The organism is Streptomyces sp. NPDC056160 (assembly GCF_042268205.1).
Taxonomy (GTDB): Bacteria; Actinomycetota; Actinomycetes; order Streptomycetales; family Streptomycetaceae; genus Streptomyces.
In genome coordinates this window covers 1-16,551 of record NZ_JBHJUW010000068.1, presented here as the reverse complement: position 1 = coordinate 16,551, position 16,551 = coordinate 1, and the positions used below count along the sequence as shown (strand labels likewise).

Below are 16,551 nucleotides of genomic sequence, written 5' to 3'. Positions count from 1 at the left end.
AACAACCGAGAGTTGTGCGTAGCAGCCTCGGCGGTTGTTTGACCTGCTGCTGTGCCGCCCGGTTAGCTCTCGCCGGTCAACGTCGGTTTGTAGGCCGGGCGGCAAGGGGAGCGCTGTGAGGTTCGTGGGCAGGAGACGGTTGGGCCGGCGGTTCGGCTGGCTGTGGGCGGCGTACGCGGTCAGCGCCTACGGGTCCGGGCTGGGGTTCGGGGCGCTGCCGCTGATCGCCGTACTGGCGTTGCACGCCGGCCCCGCCGAGGTGTCCGCGCTGTCCGCGGTGGGACCCGCGGTGGGCGCGCTGATCGCGGTGCCGCTCGCGCCGTGGATGGAGTTCCGGCGCAAGCGCCCGGTCATGATCGCGATGGACCTGGTCCGGTTCGCGGTGATGGCGACGATCCCCCTCGCCTACGCCTTCGGACGGCTCGGCTTCGTCCAGCTCCTCGTGGTCTCGGCCGTGGCCGCCGCCGCCAAGATCGCCTTCAACGCGGCGAGCGGCGCCTTCCTCAAGACCCTCGTCCCGCCGGACGACCTGCTCGTGGCCAATGCCCGGTTCGAGTCCACGAACTGGAGCTCCATCGCGGTCGGGCCGCCGCTGGGCGGGGCGGCGATCGGCCTGTTCGGGCCGGTCACCACCGTCGTGGCCGACGCGCTCAGCTACCTGCTCTCCGCGCTGGGCATCACCGCGATCGGCGGCCGGGAGGAAGCGCCGCCGCGGGCCACCGGCAGGAGTCCGCTCCGGGCGGGCGCGGTGCTCGACGGCTGGCGGCACATCCTGGGCCATCCCGGCCTGCGTGCGCTCTACTTCAACCAGATGCTCGTCTCCGGTCTGATCATGGCCACCGAGCCGCTGCTGGCCGTGCTCCTCCTGCGCAGACTCGGGTTCCCGCCCTGGCAGTACGGCCTCGCCTTCGCCGCCCCCTGCCTCGGCGGACTCGTCGGCTCCCGGCTGGCCCGCCGCGTCGTCGCCCGCCACGGCCGGTCCGCGGTCTTCCGGACCGTCGGCACCCTGCGCGCCATCTGGCTGATCGGCCTGGCCTTCGTCCGTCCCGGCGTCGTCGGCCTCGTCACCGTGATGGCCGTCGAACTGGCCATCATCGTCAACATGAGCCTGTTCACGCCGGTGCTCGCCACCTACCGGCTCGAACACACCCCGCAGCACCTCGTCGCCCGCACCCTGACGGCCTGGTCGATCGGGACACAGGCGTCCATCGCCGTCCTCACGGCGCTCGCCGGGCTGCTCGCCGACGCCACCAGCCCGCGCACCGCCCTCACGGTCGCGGGACTGCTCGTCCTGGCCACCCCGCTGCTGCTCCCCGGGCACGAGCGCACGGCGGGACACGCGTCGGAACCGGTCTCCAGCGACACCTGACACAGCACGAGACGGCACGGCACGGCACGGCAGCGGCACGGCGGCGCCACGACAGCGGCAGCGACAGCGGCAGCGGCACGACAGCGGCACCTGCCCCCGTGCGGGTCGCCGCCGGAGCCGGTCGGTCCCCCGGGGGCTCCGGCCCGTGCGCGACGATGGGGCGTATGGCTGCCTCCTCGTCCGGGCCCCGGCCCCCCTTCACCCCGCGCGACTTCCAGCTGGTGCTGCTGCGCCGCATGGCCGACCACCAGCCGGAGCTGGTGGCCGACGCCCGCCGGGAACTGGGTGCCTCGGTCACGGAGATGCGCGAGGCCAACAAGCGGTGGCAGGCGATGGTCCGCGGGCCGCGGGCGCGCTCGGCCGGCGCCTTCCCCGCCCGAGCCGTCCTCGGACCGCCCGAGTCCACGGCCGCCCGCCGCATCGGCGACCTGGACTGCACGGCCCGGCAGTGGCCGCTGCCGCTCTGGCCGGCCCTGCGCTTCGAGGTGCTGAGCGGCCCGGACGGCCGGGTCTGGAACGCGTGGCTGGTCCGCGCGCCCGGGGCCGAGGGCCCCGCCCTGCGTACCCTCGACGACCTCGTTCCGTGGTCCTGCACCATCGACGAGGCCGCCCGCGCCTTCGCCCCCGCCCGCCCGCTGGAGGGCACGGCGCCGACCCGGTGGGGGCTGTCCTTCGCCGCGCCCGACGCGCGGGGCGTACGGCACGAGGTCGTCGCGGAGTTCACGTGGGGTCTGCTGCAACGGACGCGGGTCGAGGACCCGCGGAGGCCGTAGGAACGACGGCGGCGGCCAGGATCTCCCGCGCCACCCGCTGCTCCGACCCCGGATGCAGCCACAGGAACAGGTTCGGCTCGACCAGCTCCAGTTCCATCACGCAGGGTGAGCCGTCCTGCCCGTCCACGAGGTCGACGCGGGCGCAGAGCAGCTCGGGCGCACCGGGCACGGCGGCCAACGCCTTTTCAGCGACCGCGAGTTCGGCGGGCGTCGGGGTCCACGGTTGCAGGTCCGGGTGGGCCACCTTCACGGCGTCGTAGGCCGTCCCGGGCGACAGCACCGCCCGCTTGCGGCTGGCGTGCAGCAGCCGGCCGCCGAAGAACTGCAGCGCCCGTTCCCCGCTGACGTCGATGCGGGACAGGTAGGGCTGCACCATCACGGTCAGGCCGTCGGCGTGCAGACGCGCCACCTGCGCGGCGGCCGTCTCCCGCTCGGCGGGCGCGTACCGGGCGGCCAGCCGGGCGCCCGCCCCGAAGACGGGCTTGACGACGAAGTCGTGGCCGCCGGGCAGGTCCCCCGCTCCGGCCGGGTCCCCGGGCGCGAGGTACCGGGTCGGCACGACCGGTACCCCGGCCGCGGCGAGGTCGCCCAGGTAACGCTTGTCGGTGTTCCAGCGCACGACGTCGGCCGGGTTGGCGAGCCGCGTCACCTTCGCGCACCGCTCGGCCCAGGCCACGAACTCCTCGGCACGCCAGCTGTAGTCCCACGTCGACCGTATGACGACGAGGTCGTACGCGGCCCAGTCGGCGCCCGCGTCGTCCCAGTGCACGGCCTCGGCGTCGGCCCCGGCGGCGCGCAGGGCGCGGACGAGGGGGCCGAGGTCGCGGTCCCTGCTCGGCACGGCTCCGGGATCGTAGGTGGCGAGGGCGACACGGGGCACGGCGGGCTCCTTCTGCGGGGCGGGTGACGAGTGATGGGGGGGGACGGGTGATGGGGGGGACGGGTGACGGGGGGGGACGGGTGATGGGGGGGGGACGGGTGACGGGGGGACGGGTGACGGAGTGACGCGCGGAGTGCGGTACGGCTGCGGACGGACCGCTGCGCACGCTAACAACCGCCGCCGCGAGGCGGAACACCCCTGTTGACCTTCACCTTCGGGGAAGCCCCAGCATCGGTGGCGGGAACGGGAACGAGGTCCACATGCGGACGGACATGCTGACGATCGGCGCCTTCGCGAAGGCGTGCCGGCTCTCACCGAAGGCCCTGCGCCTTTACGACGAACTGGAGTTGCTGCGCCCGGCCCGCGTCGACGCGGACACCGGGTACCGCTACTACGCGGTCGCGCAGCTGGAACAGGCACGGCTGGTGGCGTGGCTGCGGCGGCTCGGAATGCCGCTGGCCGGGATCCGCCGGGTGTGCGCGCTGCCGCCGGACGCCGCCGCCCGCGAGATCCGCGCCTACTGGGCGCGGGTGGAGGCGGAGACAGCCGTACGGCGGGACCTCGCGACGTTCCTCGCCGACCACCTTTCGGCACCGCCGAGGAAGGACGCCACCATGCTGGAACTGCGCTACGCCGCCCACTCGGACCGGGGCAGGGTCCGCCCCGCCAACCAGGACACCGCCTACGCCGGCCCGCGGCTGCTCGCCGTGGCCGACGGCTACGGAACCGCGGGCGCGCGGGCGGGCAGCGCGGCGGTGACGGCCCTGAAGGCACTGGACACGGCGGAACCGCCCGCCGGGAGCGTGCTGAACCTGCTGGAGGACGCGGTCCAGGACGCGACCCGGGCGGTGGCGGACGCCACCGGGGGCGAGGAGGCCGGGACGACCCTGACCGCGCTGCTGTGGACCGGCTCCCGGCTCGCCCTGGTGCACATCGGGGACAGCAGGGCGTATCTGCTGCGCGGGGGCGGGCTGTTCCGGGTCACCCACGACCACACGGTGGTCCAGGCGATGCTGGACGAGGGCCCTCTGACGCCCGAGGAGGCCGTGAGCCATCCGCAGCGCTCCCTGCTCCTCAGGGCGCTGGACGGCGGTGGCACCCCGCCCGTCCCGGACCTGCGCCTGCACGACGCCCTGCCCGGCGACCGGTACCTGCTGTGCTCCGACGGCCTGTCCGGCGTCGTCCCCGACGACCGCGTCCGGTCGCTGCTCTGCGCCGCCCCGGACCCGGACGCGGCCGTCCGGTCCCTGACCGACGCGGCGAACGAGGCCGGCGGCCCGGACAACGTCAGCTGCGTGGTCGCAGACGTGGTGGAGGCCGGGGCCTGACCCCGGGGGGCGCGGGCCGGGGTCCGGCTCGCGCCCGGCCTGAGCAGGGTCGTGGGAACCCGGGACCTGGGGTAAGAACGGTGCTGTCGGCCCCACGGCCGATCCGGTGCCCGTGACGAGGAAGCCGGTCCGGCAACCATGACGAGGAAGCCGGTCCCGGGGGCCACCGACGAGGAAGCCGGTCCGGTGACCACGACGAGGAAGCCGGTCCGGTGCCCATGACGAGAAGCGGTCCGGTGACCACGACGACGAAACCGGTCCGGTGACCACGACGACCAAGGAGCCTGCCGCGTGTCCTCCCTCTTTCCGGCCCTGACGGATGCCCCTGGCCCCCAGGTCGCCCTGCGCTTCGGCGACCGGGTGACGACGTACGCGGAACTGGCCGCGGCGGCCGGGGCCGTAGGTGCCCGGGTGCGTGGTCACGACAGGGTCGCCGTGTGGGCGACGCCCACGCCGGAGACGGCCGTGGCCGTGGTGGGCGCCCTGCTCGCCGGGGTGGCCGTCGTGCCGCTGAACCCGAAGTCCGGCGAGCAGGAGCTGGGGCACATCGTCGCCGACAGCGCGCCCTCGCTGGTGCTGGCCGCCCCCGGCGACGAACTTCCCGCCGCGCTCGCCGGGTCGGCGCGGATCGACGTCGACGCGCGGGCCCGCGGACCGGTCCCGGCCGGCGGGGAGGCAGCCGGTGACGAGGACGCCGCCCTGGTCGTCTACACCTCCGGCACCACCGGGCCGCCCAAGGGCGCCGTCCTCCCGCGCCGTGCCGTCGCCCACACGCTCGACGCGCTCGCGGACGCCTGGCAGTGGACCGCGCGGGACGTACTGGTGCACGGCCTGCCGCTGTTCCACGTGCACGGGCTGGTGCTGGGCACGCTCGGTCCGCTGCGGCGCGGGGGCTCGGTGCGGCATCTGGGCCGGTTCACGACCGGGGGCGTGGCGCGCGAGCTGGCGGACGGCGCGACCATGCTGTTCGGCGTGCCGACCATGTACCACCGGATCGCGGAGGCGCTGCCGGGCGATCCGGCACTGGCCCGGGCGCTCGCGGGGGCCCGGCTGCTGGTGTCCGGTTCGGCCGCGCTGCCCGTGCACGACCACGAGCGGATCGCGGCGGCGACCGGGCGGCGGGTGGTCGAGCGGTACGGGATGACGGAGACGCTCATGAACACCGGTGTGCGGGCGGACGGCGAGGCCCGCGCGGGCACGGTCGGGCTGCCGCTGCCGGGGGTCGAGCTGCGGCTGGTGGAGGAGGACGGCACGCCGATCACGGCGTACGACGGCGAGACGGTCGGCGAGATCCAGGTGCGCGGCCCGAACCTGTTCACCGGGTACCTGAACCGGCCCGACGCGACGGCCGCCGCCTTCACCGCCGACGGCTTCTTCCGTACCGGGGACATGGCGGTGCGCGACCCGGACGGTTACGTCCGTATCGTCGGCCGCAAGGCCACCGACCTGATCAAGAGCGGCGGTTACAAGATCGGCGCGGGCGAGATCGAGAACGCCCTCCTGGAGCACCCCGGCGTCCGCGAGGCCGCCGTCACCGGGGAGCCGGACGCCGACCTCGGTGAGCGGATCGTCGCCTGGATCGTCCCGGCGGACCCGGCCGCCCCGCCCGGCGCCGAGGAGCTGGCCGAGCACGTGGCCGGGCGGCTGGCCCCGCACAAGCGGCCACGGGTGGTACGGCTGCTCGACACGCTGCCCCGCAACGACATGGGGAAGATCATGAAGCGGGCGCTGACCCATGGCTGACCGGCTCTCCGCCCGCCAGGCCGTCGCCCTCGTCACCGACGACTTCACGCAGCTCCCGGAGCCCGCGGGCGAGTCGGCGGGCTCCGCACCCGGGACCGACGGCCCCCTCGGCTGGCAGGGCTACGACGACGCCCGCGCCCGCGCCGCCGAACGCACCGGTGAGCGCGAGTCCGTGGTGTGCGGCACCGCCCGGATCGAGGGCACGCGCGCGGTGCTGGTCTCCTTCGAGTTCGGCTACCTCGGCGGCTCCCTGGGCACCCGCACCGGCGACCGCCTGGAGGCGGCGTACGCGCACGCCCGTGAGCACCGGCTGCCGGTCGTCCCCCTGGTGGCCACCGGCGGCAGCCGCATGCAGGAGGGGATGCTCGCCCTGACGCAGCTCCAGCGCGTGGCCCGGCAGTCCGCGCTGGTCCGGGCGGCCGGACTCGCGCAGATCGCGGTCGTGCGCGACCCGACGGCCGGCGGTGGCTGGGCGACGCTGGGCGCGGGCGCCGACGTGGTGCTGGCGCTGCCCGGCGCCCAGGTCGGTTTCGCCGGTTCCCGGGTCCGGCCGCCGGACGCGGACCCGGCCGCGTACACGGCCGAGGCGCAGGTGGCGGCGGGCGCGGCGGACGCCGTCGTACGGCCCGGGGAGCTGCGCGCGACGCTGGGTCGGTGGCTGCGGCTGCTGACGCGGCCGTCGGCCGACGCGGCTGCCCCGCCGCGCTTCCTGCCGTCGGCGGACGCCCTGCCGTACGCGAACGCCCGGCCCGGCCTTTCCCCCACCGGCCTTCCCGCCACCGGCTGGGAGGCCGTCCTGCGCGCCCGCGCTCCTGAACGCCCGCGCGCCGAGCGCTACCTGGACGCCTACTTCACCGAGCGCGTGGCCCTGCACGGCGACCGCTGCGGCGGCCGGGACGACGGCATGCTCTGCGGGTTCGGCACGCACGACGGCCGTACCGTCGCCTACGCCGCCCAGACCGGCACCGCCACGCGGCCCGCCGGATACCGCACGGCCACCCGGCTGGTCCGGCTCGCGGACCGGCTCGGGATCCCCGTGCTGACACTGGTCGACACCCCGGGGGCGGCGAACGACGCCGAGGCGGAGCGGCAGGGCGTGGGTGCGGCGATCGCCGGCCTGTTCGGCGCGGTGGCCGCCGCGCGGACGCCGCTCACCACGCTGGTGATCGGCGAGGGCGGCTCGGGCGGCGCGCTCGCGCCGGCCGCGCCGGGCAACACCTGGGTCACGCCCGACAGTTACTTCTCCGTCATAGCGCCGGAACTCGCGGCCGCGATCCTCAAGCGCCCGCCGGATCAGGCGCCCGCCACGGCGGACCAGCTGCGGATCCGCCCGCAGGACCTCGTCGAACTGGGCGTGGTGCGCGGCGTGGTGGGCCCGTAGGGGCCACGGGAAGTCGTATGACGATCCGAACAAGGGATCAGTTGTTCCCTGGAACAGGTGATCGTCGCAGAAGTGATCGGTGCGGGGCCCGCGGGGCGGACGATACTGACGGTGCGCAAGCGACGGGCTGCAGACCGTGGTCGGCGCGGGTCCCACATGAAGCAACACAAGGAGAAGCACGATCATGAATTTCCTCACTGACGTCCTCGCCGGCCTGATCCACATCGTCGGCTGGCTGATCTGACGGCAGCGGAAGCAGGAACAGCACGGCGGCGCCGTCTCCCCGTCCCAGGGAGGCGGCGCCGCCCGCGTGTGTCCTGCGGTCACCTCACCGCTTCTTCACCCCCACGGCCCGTACGATCTCCTGCCGCACCGACCCGCCCCGGTCGTCGGCGGCCGAAGCCCGCAGCGAGACGGTGGCCGCGCCGCGCGGCACGGTCAGCGTGCCCTGCCAGGAGGCGTGCCCGCCGCTGAGCCGCACCTCCTGCCAGGACGTGCCCTCGTCGTACGACACTTCCAGCCGTCCGCCGGAGATGGTGCCGGTGCCGGGCGCGCCCGCCACGTACTCGGCGTGCAGGCCCACCGGGAGCCGTCCGCCGCCGCGCACCTCGCCCGCGAGGTCGGTGTCCACGTCGAAGCCGAGGTTGATCAGGGGCAGCGCGGTCCACCGGTCGGCGGGGGTGGCGGCGGAACGGAACGTCCACTCCGCGTGGCCCCGCCCGGCGAGCTGCCAGCGGGCCGGGTCGAGCGCGGTGTCGGTGACGAGCTTGTAGGTGTGCTCGTCGGCGGGCGCCTCCCACACGTACGCGGCCGAGCTGCTGCCGCGGTCGGCCTCCTTGCCGTCCACGTAGGCCGCCGTGGTCTGGGTCATGCCGCTGTCCGCGCTCCACACGTCGCCGAAGCCGGTGTGGTCGGGGCCGGAGTCGCCCCAGCCGGGCGCGTTGAACCGGATGGTGTTCCCGGACCGCTGCTGACCCCAGCCGAGGCCGGTGCCCAGCCACGGGTGCCAGACGGGCTTGAACCAGTCCCGCTGCCCGTGCGACCCGCCGGTGTAGCGGACCAGGCCGCTGCGCTCCTCCAGGGTGCCGTCGCCGAGCGTCACGGACTCGTGCCAGAGCTGGCCGGGGCCGGTCGAGACGTAGTCGGTCCGCCGGGCCGGGTAGTCGACGCTCTCCGGGAAGCCGAGGCCCACCGGGAAGGTACCGGTGATCGAGTACCGGAACTCGCCGCCGCTCGCCGCCTGGCCGGCGTGGAACTTCACGTCCAGCGCGGCCAGTTCGCCCCGGCCGGGCCGGTAGGTCAGGTCACGGTCGGGGATGGCGCCCGGGTGCCCCTCGGAGAGGTCGTAGACGTACGGGGTGTGGCGGGTGCCGGTCATGTCGACGCGGTGGGCGGCGCGCAGCCGGGCCGCGTCGGCGGCGTTCACCGCGGCGATCTGCAGCGGGCGGTCGGCGTTGTCGGCGGTGCCCCACCACTGGCTGAGCCGGCCGGGCGCGTCGTCCGTCACGAACAGGGCCCTGGCGCCCGCGTCCTGCGCGGCCTGGGCGAGTGCGGCCGGCTCGGCGCCCTCGGTGAGGCGGGCGAGAACCGCCTTGCCGCGCACGTCCTTGCCGGTGAAGTCCCCGCTGCCCACGTCGACCAGCGCCAGCCTGCTGCGGCCCTCGGTCAGCGTGCCGCCCGCCTGGACGAGGGCGTCGCTGACCCCCTTGACCTCCAGCAGGGGCTTGCCGAGCCGCCACACGGTCCGGTACTCGAAGCTGCCCTGCTTGACCCGGGCGGTCGGCGCCGCGAAGAGGCTGTCGTACGTCACGGGCACCTGCACGGCGCCGAACAGGTCGGAGCCGCCCGCCTTGCGGTCGTACTCCATGAGGAGCTGCCGCTGCTCGGTGCGGCGGCCGGCGTCGGCGCGGACCTCGCGCAGCCGGCGTCCGTCCAGGGTGATCTCGCGGTCCCGGTCGAGGGTGATCTCGGGGGCGGCGAGGAAGCCGAGTCCGAGGGAGTCGGCGCCGTGGCTGCCGCGCACGTCGAGGAAGGAGGACACGCTGTACGTGCCCGGCTCCAGCCGCAGCCGCAGGGTGCCGGAGTCGCCGACCTGGGCGCTGACCGGGTCGACTCCCTGGGCGAGTTGCTGCACGGCGAGGTCGGCGGCGGTGGCGGCACCGGACCGGTCCTTGACGTGCACGGTGAGGGTGTACCGCTCCTCTTCCTTGACCAGCCCGAACGCGGTGTGCGCGACGGGGGTGCCGGCGGCGGAGGCCACGATCTGCCCGCTGGTGTCGCCCACCGGGGCCTTCGCACCGTCACCGGTGACGGTGGTGGAGGCGGTGCCGTGGGCCGGCACGGTCAGCAGCGCGTCGGCGAGGGTGGCCACGCCGTCGGGAGCGCCCTGCACGGCCAGGGCCAGCTCGACGGGCCGGTCGGCGGAGTTGGTGTAGGTGAGGGTGCGGGTGACCGGCTTGTTGCCGTCGTAGGGCCAGCTGTAGAAGCCGAGGTCGGCGCTGCCGGTGGCGGTGACCTGGGCGGCCACGGCGTCGGGCACGCTGACCCGGCCCGCGCCCAGCGTGTAGGCGGGGGCGTCGAGCCGCTTCGACGTCGACATCAGCGCGTCCTTGAGGCGGGCCGCGCTCCAGTCGGGGTGTTCCTGGGCGAGCAGCGCGGCGACCCCGGCGACGTGCGGCGTCGCCATGGACGTACCGCTCATGGTCGTGTAGTCGCCGCTGCCCTCGGTGAGGCGGGAGCGGGCGGCGAGGATGTCGACGCCGGGGGCGGCGAGGTCGGGCTTGAGGGCGTTGTCGCCCGAGCGCGGTCCCGCGCTGGTGAAGTAGGCGGCCTGGTCGGCCGAGTCGACCGCGGAGACGGTCAGGGCCGCGTCGGCGGCGCCGGGCGAGCCGATGGAGGAGGGCGCGCCGGTGTTGCCCGCGGCGATCACGAAGAGCGCGCCGGTCTGCGCCGTCAGGGTGTTCACGGCCTGCGCCATGGGGTCGGTGCCGTCGCTGGCCTCGGTGGAGCCCAGCGACATGGACACGATCCGCGCGTGCACGTCCCGTGCGGCCCACTCCATGCCGGCGATGATCTGCGACTCGCTGCCGGTCCCCTGGTCGTCGAGGACCTTGCCGACGGCGAGCGTGGCGTCCGGGGCGACGCCCTTCTCCTTGCCGTCGGAGGCGGCGCCGCTGCCGCCCACGGTGGAGGTCACGTGGGTGCCGTGGCCGTTGCGGTCGGCGACCTCCTCGCCGGGGATGAAGCTCTTGGTCTGCGTGACCCGTCCGGCGAGGTCGGGGTGGGTGGTGTCGACGCCCGTGTCGAGGACGGCGACGGTGACGCCCTTGCCGGTCAGCCCGGCCTCCCACGCCTTCGGCGTGCCGATCTGGGCGTTGGACTCGGCCATGTCGGCGCTGACCCGGCCGTCCAGCCAGACCTTCTCCACGCCGTCCGCCGACAGGCCGCGCCGGGTGCCCGCCCGGGTGAACTCCCGCCAGAACGCGCGCCCCTTGTCCGCCTCCACGGCGGTGCCGTGCACGCTGGCGAGGTTCCGCGTCCGCTCGGCGCCGCGCGGGGTGGCGACCGCCCGGTCCTTGCCGTAGGTCACGATCAGCGGCAGCTCGCCGGTGCTCCGGTCGCCGAGCCCCTGGCGCAGCAGCTCACTGACGTCGAAGAGCCGCGGGTCGAGCCGGCCCGCCCGCAGATAGGGCCGCGCCTCGTCCGGTACGACGGTGACGGCGCCGTTCGCCACACTGGTGCGCACGGCGCCCGCCGCCCCCTCGGGCCGCCGCACCGTGACCGTGCTGTGGCCGCCGCCGAGCGGGGTGACCGTGACCTGGTCGCCGGTGACGAGGGTGACGGTACGGGCGGCGTCGGGCTTCCCGGCTCCGGTGGCCTGCGGGGCGGCGTGGGCGGGGTGGGCCGTGGCCTGCTGGGCGGCGGCCTGCCCGGCGGGCAGCAGGGCGATCACGAGCCCGGCCGACAGGAGGGTCGCTCTCCGTCTGCCTGGTCCTCTGCTCATCCGTGCCTCTCTTCGTTTCGAAAGCTGCGTCGAATGCTGCGTCGAGTGCTTCGAAGAGTGTCAGGAGACTTGTGGGGCAACGGAGTTGACGCGAACTGGCGGATGGCTGCCTTGGCAGGTTCCCGCCAGGGACAAGGCCGCCCACTTTACGCTTATCTGGCGCTTATTCGGCGGAGGCTCGCGAAAAGCACTCGTCCAGCGGCACCCCGCCCGGCCCCCTTGAACAGGCGCCCGCCGCCCCCTCCCGCACACGATGCCCATGAGGCCGCCGCCCGGCGTCCGCCACGGTCCGCGCTCTCAGGAGGATCAGTCATGACCGCCAGTCTGGAGCAGTTGCGCCGCTGCCATGTCGCCGTGGACCTGGGGGCGGCCCGGACCCGGGTGTACGTCAAGGGCGCGGGACTCGTCGTCGACCAGCCCTCGGTCGCCGCCGTCAACACCCGTACCGGAGCGCTGATCGCGGTCGGCGACTTCGCGGAGAGGATGACGGGCCGCACCCCCCACTACATCCGCGTCGTCCGCCCGGTCACCGGCGGCACCGTCGTCGACATCGAGATGGCCCAGCGCATGCTGCGCCACCTGCTCGGCGACAAGATGCGCCGCTCGCTGCGCCGCAAGGCCCGGCTGCGGGCCGCGGCCTGCACCCCGCACGAGGCCGATCCGCTGGCCCGGCGCGCCACCGTCGAGACGCTGGTCGGACTCGGCGCCCGCCGGGTCGAACTCGTCGACACGCTCATCGCCGCGGCCGTCGGCTGCGGACTGCCCGTGGAACGGGCCGAGGCCACCATGATCATGGTGTGCGGGGCGGCGGCGACCCAGGTGGCCGTCCTCTCCCTCGGCTCGATCGTCGCCGCCGTACGGATGCCCGTGGGCGGGGAGGCCGTCGACCACGCGATCGTGCAGCACCTGCGCCAGGCACACGCGTTGGTGCTGCCCAGCCAGTCCGTGCGCCCGCTGCAACTCGCCCTGCACGACAACGGGCTGACCGCGCACGGCCCCGCCGCCACCGAGATCCACGGCCGGGACGTGGCCACCGGGCTCGTCCGGTCCGTCCTCGTCGACACCGCCGCCGTACGGGACGCCATCCAGACCCCGCTGACCGCCGTGCTCGACGGCATCTACACGGTGCTGCGCGAGTGCCCGCCCGACCTGGTGGCCGACCTCGCCGACCGCGGCATCATGATGGTCGGCGGCTCCGCGCTGCTGCCGGGCCTCGACCAGATGCTGCGCCGGGCCACGGGCATGCCGGTGCACATCGCCGAACGCCCCGACGTGTGCGCGGTCCAGGGCCTGGGCGAGATGCTGGAGGGCAGGGTCGAACCACTCGTGCTCGACCCGCTGGGAGCGTAGGTCCTACGAGTTGGTCAGGCTCACGGCGTGAGCCAGGCGCGGACCGTGGTGCCGGTCTCGTCGGCGTGCAGGCGGACGAGGTCCGCCAGCAGGTTGACCATCAACAGGCCGCGCCCGCCCCGCTGGTCGCGGGCGGCGGGCCTGCGCCCGGCCAGGGGATCGGCCAGGCGCCCCGCGTCCCGCACCTCGCACAGCACCTGACCGTCCGCGGCCCACACCCGCACCTCGCCCCGACCGCCGCCGTGCACCACGCTGTTGGTGGTCAGCTCGGCCGCCACCAGCGCCAGGTCCTCCAGCCGCGTGCCCGCGAGGCCGAGCCGCGCGCCCTCGGCGACGGCGACGTGCCGGGCCTGCGAGAGGGTCTTCGCGGTGAAACGGAAGGACAGCGCGTCCGGGGCGGCGGGCAGCGGCTCGTTGTACCGGGCGACGACGTCCGCGGGGTCGTACGCCCCGCTGGCCCGCTCCCTGGCCGCACCGGCCGGGATGACGACGGGGTGGGTGGCGTGGGCGTCGGCGAGGGTCCGCTCGTCCAGGCGTACGGCGTCGTACGGGCACAGGATGGTCACCTCGCGGCCCCCGAACGCCGCGTTGATCAGCGCCTCGTGCTGGGCGCAGGCCGGGTACTCGGCGGCGCTGCGGCCCGCCCAGATCGGCTCGCCGATGATCCGCACCCGGCGCCCTGCGGGCTGGGCGTCGGCGAAGGCGCGCAGCACACCGGGGATGATCCGCCCGGGGTTGCGCCCGGCCTCGCGCATGTCCAGCAGCCGTACGGACCGCGCGTCCGCGCCGAGTTCGCCCTCGATCAGCCGCAGGTTCTCGCCCGGCACGGCCACCGCGACCGGCTCACCGGCCGCGAGAGCGGCGCGCACGAAGGGCACGGTGCCCGCGAGGTACTCCTGCTCGCCGCGGTAGAACAGGGCGGGATGGACGAACGGTTCCGTCGCGGCCGTCATGACGTCGACACCTCGATCCCCGGCAGGCCGGGCCAGAACATCTCCAATATGCGGGGCAGTGTGGACGGCGGCCGGTGCAGCACCATGCGGCGGCCCGGCCCGAGCCGCCGGGCGGCGTCCGCGAGCGCGCCGGCGCCGGCCACGTCGACGAACGTCACGTCCGAGAGCTCCAGGCGGTACACGTCCTCACCTCCGCTCAGCGCCTGTTCCAGCACGCGCTCCCATACCCCACGCGTGGCCAGGCTCACCTCGCCCACCGCGCGCACCCCGGCCTGCCGGGTCAGCGGGGACACCGACAGTCCGGGCCCCGCGGCCTCCGAGCGAGCCGCATCCGGCGGAGCCGGCTCACGGGAAGGAAGGTCCACACCGTCTCCCTGTCGCCTCTGCACGGTCGTCGATGAACGGTCCCCGCTGAACGGTCGCCGATGAACGGGAGAACAGTACGCCCTGGCGCCGCCGCCATGTGTAGGGCGCCGCGGACCGGGCAGGCGCAGACCAGCACCGCCCGCGACCGCGGGGTCCCGCGCCCCGACGCAACGGTGCGCGGCGGCACGAGTTCGGCCGGGGACGGAACAAGGCGGGGACGTGATCTCTACGGCAGCACCACCTCTCGCTCGAAGGATCAGCGCACTGGCCCGCACCCTGACCATCGGCGTCCGCGTCTGCCCGGACGGCCGGGCCCGGCTCACCCCGCGCGGCGAACTGGTCCACGGCTGCGCGGACACCCTGACCGCGACACTGGCCCGCCTGCCGTCGGGAACCGGCCGCGTCGAGCTGGACATGGCCGAGGTGACGTTCATGGACTCGGCCGGGCTGGAGTTCCTGGACGTCCTCGACGCGTTCGGCCGCACGACGCCCGCCCGGGTGACGGCCACGGGCTGGACGGGCCAGCCGCGCCGGGTGCTGGAACTGGCCGGCCTGGACACGGCAGACCCGCTGAGCCACCCCGCCGCGCCGCCCCCGGCGGACGCACCCGCCAAGCCCGCACCCCACGGGCCCGCACCCCACGCGCCCACCCCGCTCGCACTCGCACCGTCCGCCGTGGCCGTCGAGCGGACGGAACGGCTGCTGGAGCTGGAGCAGGAGGTGGAACAACTGCGCCACGCCCTCGACTCCCGCCCGGTGATCGACCAGGCGCGCGGCATCCTGATGGCCGCCCACGCCTGCTCCCCGCGGCAGGCCTGGGACATCCTCCGCGAGGCCTCCCAGCGGTCCAACACCAAGCTGCGGACGGTGGCCGCGGCGGTCACGGCGGGCGCGCAGCCGGACGGCCCCGCACCCGCGGAGGAGATACGGACGGCCCTGCGCACGGCGGTGGAGCTGACGGTGGGCACCGGTCCCGCCGGTCCCGCGGCCGGGTGACGCGAAGCACAACAAAGGACCCGGGAGGGGACGGGGCAGAACGCGCGGACGTTCCGTTCCAGGCCGGCGCGGGTACCCGGCCGGGCGAGTGACCACTTTGTCCGCAGGAGTCACCATGCGAGAGCACACCCCCTCACAGGCCGAGGGCGAGCGGGACGACAACGACGCCCGGCGCACCGCCGAGGCCCCGGACACGCCCTACCCGACGCCCTCCCAGGCCGAAGGCGACCGCGACGACCTCCCGGAGACGGCCGACGCCGCCGACACCGAGGACGGCCGTCATCCGTGAGTCCCCCACGACCGGCTCGCCCGCGCCGCGAAGCCGGTCCGGGACCTGTCCCCTGCTGTCCTGGGCCGGGCGAGTACCGCCCTGGGCCGAGCGGGTACCGCTTGCGCCCGAGCGCGTACCGTCCTGGTCCGACCGAGTGAACGAGGGCCGCCGCATCAGCGCGGCGACCCTCGTGTCTGCGTCCTCGCAGGTAGAAACGCTTCTGCCCGCGTAACGCCCGGTGGGGCGGGTGGGACTCGAACCCACGGCCGACGGATTATGAGTCCGCTGCTCTAACCGGCTGAGCTACCGCCCCGTCCGGCGCGTCGCGTACACGTGTGCGCGCCGTCTGCCGCAGCATAGCCGCTCATACGATCTCCTGCTTCGCCATGGTCGGCTCGCTGCGCTGCTTCCTGACCTTGAGGACTCCTGCGAGGTCACGGCGGTTCCCCCGAACACAGGTCCGGCAGGTACCCGGACATGAAAAAGGGCCCCGGAGGGCCCTCGTTCAGCATGCTCCCCCGACTGGACTCGAACCAGTAACCTGCCGGTTAACAGCCGGCTGCTCTGCCAATTGAGCTACGGAGGACCGAGCTCCCCCGACTGGACTCGAACCAGTAACCTGCCGGTTAACAGCCGGCTGCTCTGCCAATTGAGCTACGGAGGAATGCCTCGTCGCATCGTACGCGTCTACCGGGGTAGTCCCCGGGGAGCGCGCGTTCGCTGCGACACATACATTAGCGCAAGCAGGGGGGTGCTCCGCCAATCGGTTCCCCCGGGCTCCGACGTCGAGGCAAGGAAGGGTGGCACCATGCGCTACCGGCTCGTGTTCATCGCAGGGCTGGCTCTGGGTTACGTACTGGGCACCAAGGCGGGACGGGAGCGCTACGAGCAGCTCCGGAAGTCGGCGCGGCAGGTGGCGCAGAACCCCGCCGTGCGCAACACCGCCGAGACGGCGGCGCAGCAGGGACGCCAGTTCGCGGGCAAGGCGTACCACGCGGTGAGCGAGAAGGTCGGCGACCGCGTCCCCGACTCGGTCGCCCAGCGGGTCCGTTCCCTGCGCGAGCGCGCGGGCGGCAACGGTGCGGACGACTGGGGCACCAGCAACACCTGAGCGACCGCCGGCCGCCGGGGGCGGGGG

General features: G+C 74.7%; 13 protein-coding genes and 3 tRNA genes. 9 read left to right on the top strand and 7 right to left on the bottom strand.

The window, feature by feature from the left end; genetic code table 11:
- Nucleotides 1-139 precede the first annotated feature (139 nt).
- On the top strand, nt 140-1,369 hold the full coding sequence (locus ACFC02_RS24095; protein WP_376360906.1) for an MFS transporter: 1,230 nt from the start codon (nt 140-142) through the stop codon (nt 1,367-1,369).
- Between the two features lie 164 nt (nt 1,370-1,533).
- Nucleotides 1,534-2,142 carry a hypothetical protein gene (locus ACFC02_RS24090; protein WP_376360903.1) on the top strand — a complete coding sequence of 203 codons (609 nt, stop codon included), beginning with the start codon at nt 1,534-1,536 and terminating at the stop codon, nt 2,140-2,142.
- Here ACFC02_RS24090 and ACFC02_RS24085 read toward each other — a convergent pair.
- Nucleotides 2,090-3,022 carry a RimK family alpha-L-glutamate ligase gene (locus ACFC02_RS24085; RefSeq protein ID WP_376360900.1) on the bottom strand — a complete coding sequence of 311 codons (933 nt, stop codon included), beginning with the start codon at nt 3,020-3,022 and terminating at the stop codon, nt 2,090-2,092. The two genes, ACFC02_RS24090 and ACFC02_RS24085, sit on opposite strands and share 53 nt — an antisense overlap.
- Nucleotides 3,023-3,282: 260 nt before the next feature.
- Between ACFC02_RS24085 and ACFC02_RS24080 the strand changes: the two genes are divergently transcribed.
- The 3 genes from ACFC02_RS24080 (at nt 3,283) to ACFC02_RS24070 (ending at nt 7,474) form a co-directional block, all read left to right on the top strand.
- Nucleotides 3,283-4,350, top strand: a complete 1,068-nt coding sequence (locus ACFC02_RS24080) for a MerR family transcriptional regulator (RefSeq protein WP_376360897.1) — start codon at nt 3,283-3,285, stop codon at nt 4,348-4,350.
- Between the two features lie 291 nt (nt 4,351-4,641).
- On the top strand, nt 4,642-6,093 hold the full coding sequence (locus ACFC02_RS24075) for an acyl-CoA synthetase (protein ID WP_376360894.1): 1,452 nt from the start codon (nt 4,642-4,644) through the stop codon (nt 6,091-6,093).
- The gene (locus ACFC02_RS24070) at nt 6,086-7,474 is read left to right on the top strand and encodes a carboxyl transferase domain-containing protein (protein ID WP_376360891.1); all 1,389 of its coding nucleotides are present in this window, start codon (nt 6,086-6,088) and stop codon (nt 7,472-7,474) included. The genes ACFC02_RS24075 and ACFC02_RS24070 overlap by 8 nt, the downstream gene beginning before the upstream one ends.
- Before the next feature lie 328 nt (nt 7,475-7,802).
- Here ACFC02_RS24070 and ACFC02_RS24065 read toward each other — a convergent pair whose 3' ends face one another.
- Nucleotides 7,803-11,477: a S8 family serine peptidase gene (locus tag ACFC02_RS24065; protein ID WP_376360888.1), complete on the bottom strand. Its 3,675-nt coding sequence runs from the start codon at nt 11,475-11,477 to the stop codon at nt 7,803-7,805.
- Nucleotides 11,478-11,789: 312 nt separating this feature from the next.
- On the opposite strand from ACFC02_RS24065, the gene ACFC02_RS24060 reads away from it, so the two are divergent.
- Nucleotides 11,790-12,827, top strand: a complete 1,038-nt coding sequence (locus ACFC02_RS24060) for a rod shape-determining protein (RefSeq protein ID WP_376360886.1) — start codon at nt 11,790-11,792, stop codon at nt 12,825-12,827.
- 20 nt (nt 12,828-12,847) lie between these two features.
- Here ACFC02_RS24060 and ACFC02_RS24055 read toward each other — a convergent pair whose 3' ends face one another.
- Both ACFC02_RS24055 and ACFC02_RS24050 read right to left on the bottom strand, forming a co-directional pair.
- Nucleotides 12,848-13,780, bottom strand: coding sequence for an anti-sigma factor RsbA family regulatory protein (locus tag ACFC02_RS24055; RefSeq protein ID WP_376360883.1), 933 nt, complete (start codon nt 13,778-13,780; stop codon nt 12,848-12,850).
- Entirely contained in the window at nt 13,777-14,073 is a 297-nt protein-coding gene (locus ACFC02_RS24050) for an STAS domain-containing protein (RefSeq protein ID WP_376360880.1), read from the bottom strand. Before ACFC02_RS24050 ends, ACFC02_RS24055 begins: the two co-directional genes overlap by 4 nt.
- Before the next feature lie 292 nt (nt 14,074-14,365).
- On the opposite strand from ACFC02_RS24050, the gene ACFC02_RS24045 reads away from it, so the two are divergent.
- The gene (locus ACFC02_RS24045) at nt 14,366-15,142 is read left to right on the top strand and encodes an ANTAR domain-containing protein (RefSeq protein ID WP_376360878.1); all 777 of its coding nucleotides are present in this window, start codon (nt 14,366-14,368) and stop codon (nt 15,140-15,142) included.
- Nucleotides 15,143-15,257: 115 nt separating this feature from the next.
- Nucleotides 15,258-15,431 carry a hypothetical protein gene (locus tag ACFC02_RS24040; protein WP_360968967.1) on the top strand — a complete coding sequence of 58 codons (174 nt, stop codon included), beginning with the start codon at nt 15,258-15,260 and terminating at the stop codon, nt 15,429-15,431.
- A 221-nt stretch (nt 15,432-15,652) separates the two neighbouring features.
- Here ACFC02_RS24040 and ACFC02_RS24035 read toward each other — a convergent pair.
- From ACFC02_RS24035 to ACFC02_RS24025, 3 genes are all read right to left on the bottom strand, one after another.
- Nucleotides 15,653-15,726: transfer RNA gene (locus tag ACFC02_RS24035), tRNA-Ile, on the bottom strand.
- A gap of 200 nt (nt 15,727-15,926) precedes the next feature.
- A tRNA-Asn gene (locus tag ACFC02_RS24030) sits at nt 15,927-15,999 on the bottom strand.
- A gap of 5 nt (nt 16,000-16,004) precedes the next feature.
- Nucleotides 16,005-16,077 (bottom strand) — tRNA-Asn (locus ACFC02_RS24025).
- Between the two features lie 144 nt (nt 16,078-16,221).
- On the opposite strand from ACFC02_RS24025, the gene ACFC02_RS24020 reads away from it, so the two are divergent.
- Nucleotides 16,222-16,524, top strand: coding sequence for a YtxH domain-containing protein (locus ACFC02_RS24020; RefSeq protein WP_360968970.1), 303 nt, complete (start codon nt 16,222-16,224; stop codon nt 16,522-16,524).
- Nucleotides 16,525-16,551 lie beyond the last annotated feature (27 nt).

Bases quoted from the DNA above. Each gene is read 5' to 3' on its own strand.
- ACFC02_RS24090 (WP_376360903.1), top strand. From the start codon at position 1,534: ATGGCTGCCTCCTCGTCCGGGCCCCGGCCCCCCTTCACCCCGCGCGAC.
- ACFC02_RS24080 (WP_376360897.1), top strand. From the start codon at position 3,283: ATGCGGACGGACATGCTGACGATCGGCGCCTTCGCGAAGGCGTGCCGG.
- ACFC02_RS24070 (WP_376360891.1), top strand. From the start codon at position 6,086: ATGGCTGACCGGCTCTCCGCCCGCCAGGCCGTCGCCCTCGTCACCGAC.
- ACFC02_RS24065 (WP_376360888.1), bottom strand. From the start codon at position 11,477: ATGAGCAGAGGACCAGGCAGACGGAGAGCGACCCTCCTGTCGGCCGGG.
- ACFC02_RS24060 (WP_376360886.1), top strand. From the start codon at position 11,790: ATGACCGCCAGTCTGGAGCAGTTGCGCCGCTGCCATGTCGCCGTGGAC.
- ACFC02_RS24055 (WP_376360883.1), bottom strand. From the start codon at position 13,780: ATGACGGCCGCGACGGAACCGTTCGTCCATCCCGCCCTGTTCTACCGC.
- ACFC02_RS24040 (WP_360968967.1), top strand. From the start codon at position 15,258: ATGCGAGAGCACACCCCCTCACAGGCCGAGGGCGAGCGGGACGACAAC.
- ACFC02_RS24020 (WP_360968970.1), top strand. From the start codon at position 16,222: ATGCGCTACCGGCTCGTGTTCATCGCAGGGCTGGCTCTGGGTTACGTA.